General features: G+C 53.8%; 3 protein-coding genes. All 3 read left to right on the top strand.

Features of this window, described 5'->3' with window-relative positions; genetic code table 11:
• Positions 1 to 25 precede the first annotated feature (25 nt).
• The 3 genes from tnpA to tnpC all read left to right on the top strand — a co-directional run bounded on the left by tnpA (position 26) and on the right by tnpC (position 2270).
• A complete protein-coding gene (tnpA, locus tag QWF21_RS17920) occupies positions 26 to 316 on the top strand; it encodes an IS66 family insertion sequence element accessory protein TnpA (protein ID WP_330089409.1) in 291 nt (96 codons plus the stop codon).
• Between the two features lie 2 nt (positions 317 to 318).
• A complete protein-coding gene (gene tnpB, locus QWF21_RS17925; protein ID WP_330089410.1) occupies positions 319 to 675 on the top strand; it encodes an IS66 family insertion sequence element accessory protein TnpB in 357 nt (118 codons plus the stop codon).
• A gap of 92 nt (positions 676 to 767) precedes the next feature.
• Positions 768 to 2270 (top strand): IS66 family transposase, encoded by a 1503-nt coding sequence (gene tnpC / locus QWF21_RS17930; RefSeq protein WP_330089411.1) that lies wholly within the window; start codon positions 768 to 770, stop codon positions 2268 to 2270.
• Positions 2271 to 2316: the final 46 nt, after the last annotated feature.

Consider the following 2316-nt stretch of genomic DNA (forward strand, 5'->3'; position numbering starts at 1 on the left):
CCCCACTCACCAAGCAGGGACAGTTATGAACCGCAGAACAACCGAGCAATGGTTAACGCTGTTTGAGCAGCACAAAGCCAGTGGTTTAACCCAAACCGAGTTTGCAAAACAACATGGCATTGAACCGAGCTATTTCAGCTACCGCAAACGACAACTGCTTGCCTGGCAGCACGACGATAACACAGGGTTTATCGAGCTGACACCTCAGGGCATGGTGCTGTCCGAGCCCATTCTCCTGAGAAAGCGCGATGTCGAACTGCAACTGCCAGCCGGAACCGATGCGCTCTGGCTGGCCGCACTGCTCAGGGCCATGTAACCATGAAGATGTTCATTGGCCCACCCAAAATCTACCTGCACAAGCAACCGGTCGACTTCCGCAAATCCATCAATGGCCTATCGCTGTTGGTTGAGCAAGAGATGCAGCTCTCACCGTTTAGCGGTGCGCTTTTTGTGTTTTGCAACCGGCAGCGTACCCGTTTAAAAGTACTGTACTGGGATAGAACCGGCTTTTGCCTGTGGTACAAGCGCCTGGAAAAAGACAAATTCCGTTGGCCGCGCCTGATGCCGGGCAAAGTGTTGTCCATCAGCGAGCAGCAGTGGCACTGGCTGTTGCAAGGCATTGATATCCAAAAGCTGACGCCCCATCAGCCCTTGCAGTATCAGAGCGTGGGCTGATATGCGGATCCGTTATTAATTCGGATGATCGTGTTAAAAATAATCTAAACCAGCACAAGCACTTAGTCAGCCATGGCAGTACAATAGCGGCCATGAAAAAGACACCGAAACACCTGCCTGATGACATCGAAGCGCTCAAGAAAATGCTGCTTGAGCGCGATAAGCGCATCGCCAAATTAGAGCGGGTGAACCAACAGTTGGAAGACAAGCTGCAGCGGTTGCTGGAGCAGTATAACCTTGAGCAGCACAAGAAATTCAGCCCCTCCAGTGAAAGTTATGAAGGGGAAGGCGAAGTGCTCAATGAAGCTGAGCAGTTGACCGACGCAGAGCCCGAAGCATCCACAACCAAACAAGCGGCCAAGCCACGCCGCCCCCGCATTGCCGCCGAGTTGCCGCGGGCCGAGGTTATTCACGACATAGCCGACAAAACCTGCGCCTGCTGCGGCCATGCACTGCATAAAATCGGCGAAGAAGTCAGTGAGCAGGTGGAGTTCGTGCCGGCACAAATCCGGGTGCTGAAAAACATCCGCCCCAAATACAGCTGCCGCCAGTGCGAGGCTGAGCAGACTGAGGTGGCCATCCAGATTGCAGAGGTCCCACCCGCAATTATCCCAAAAAGCATGGCCACGCCGAGCCTGCTGGCTCAAATCATCAGTGGAAAAATGCACTACGGCATGCCGCTGTACCGGCAGGAAAAGCTGTTTCTGCAGGCGGGTATCGAACTGAGTCGCCAGACCATGAGCCGCTGGCTTATCCGCTGTGCTGATACACTAGAGCCGCTACTGGCGCTGATGAAAGCCGAGTTACTCAAGCAACCTGTACTCTGGGCTGACGAAACCACGGTCAATGTGTTGGATGTGGACAAAAGTAACTGCTACATGTGGGTGTACGGCTGTGGCCAGGAGTCATCGACAGGCCCGAAACTGGTGCTGTTTGATTACCAGGATGGACGCAGTGGCGACCACCCTAAAGCTTACCTGGCAAACTACAGCGGCTACCTGCAGGTGGATGGGTATGCCGGGTACGAACAAACGGATGCCACCTTAGTCGGTTGCTGGGCCCATGCCAGACGCAAGTTCGTTGAAGCACAAAAAGCGCAAGCAAAAGGCAAAACCGGCAAAGCGGATTGGGCCATCAATCATATTCGAAAGCTGTACGCTCTGGAGAGTGAGCTGAAAACCCAAAGTGCCGACATCAAGTACCAACAACGGCAGGAAAGAGCCAAGCCCTTGCTAAAACAGCTGTGGGACTGGTTGGAGAAATCCAAAGAGACCGTACCCAAAGAAAGCCTGCTTGGCAAAGCCATTACCTACAGCCAAAACCAGTGGCCGAAGCTTGAACGGTATCTGGAAGATGGCCGACTGGCCATTGACAACAACCGGGCCGAGCGCGCTATCAAACCGTTCGTCATCGGACGTAAGGCCTGGCTGTTTGCCAACACCACATCCGGTGCCAAGGCCAGCGCAGCGCTGTACAGTCTGGTTGAAACCGCCAAAATCAATGGACTAGAGCCTTACGATTATCTGTGCCGGTTACTGACTGAGCTGCCTAAGGTGACTGACAGCGAGCAACTGCAGAAACTCCTGCCTTACTGATCCTCAACACCAATCACACCGCAGGTGTGGTTGGTGTTACGCTTAC

The organism is Alkalimonas mucilaginosa (assembly GCF_036327005.1).
GTDB classification, from domain to species: domain Bacteria; phylum Pseudomonadota; class Gammaproteobacteria; order Enterobacterales; family Alteromonadaceae; genus Alkalimonas; species Alkalimonas mucilaginosa.

Bases quoted from the DNA above. Each gene is read 5' to 3' on its own strand.
- tnpA (WP_330089409.1), top strand. From the start codon at position 26: ATGAACCGCAGAACAACCGAGCAATGGTTAACGCTGTTTGAGCAGCAC.
- tnpB (WP_330089410.1), top strand. From the start codon at position 319: ATGAAGATGTTCATTGGCCCACCCAAAATCTACCTGCACAAGCAACCG.
- tnpC (WP_330089411.1), top strand. From the start codon at position 768: ATGAAAAAGACACCGAAACACCTGCCTGATGACATCGAAGCGCTCAAG.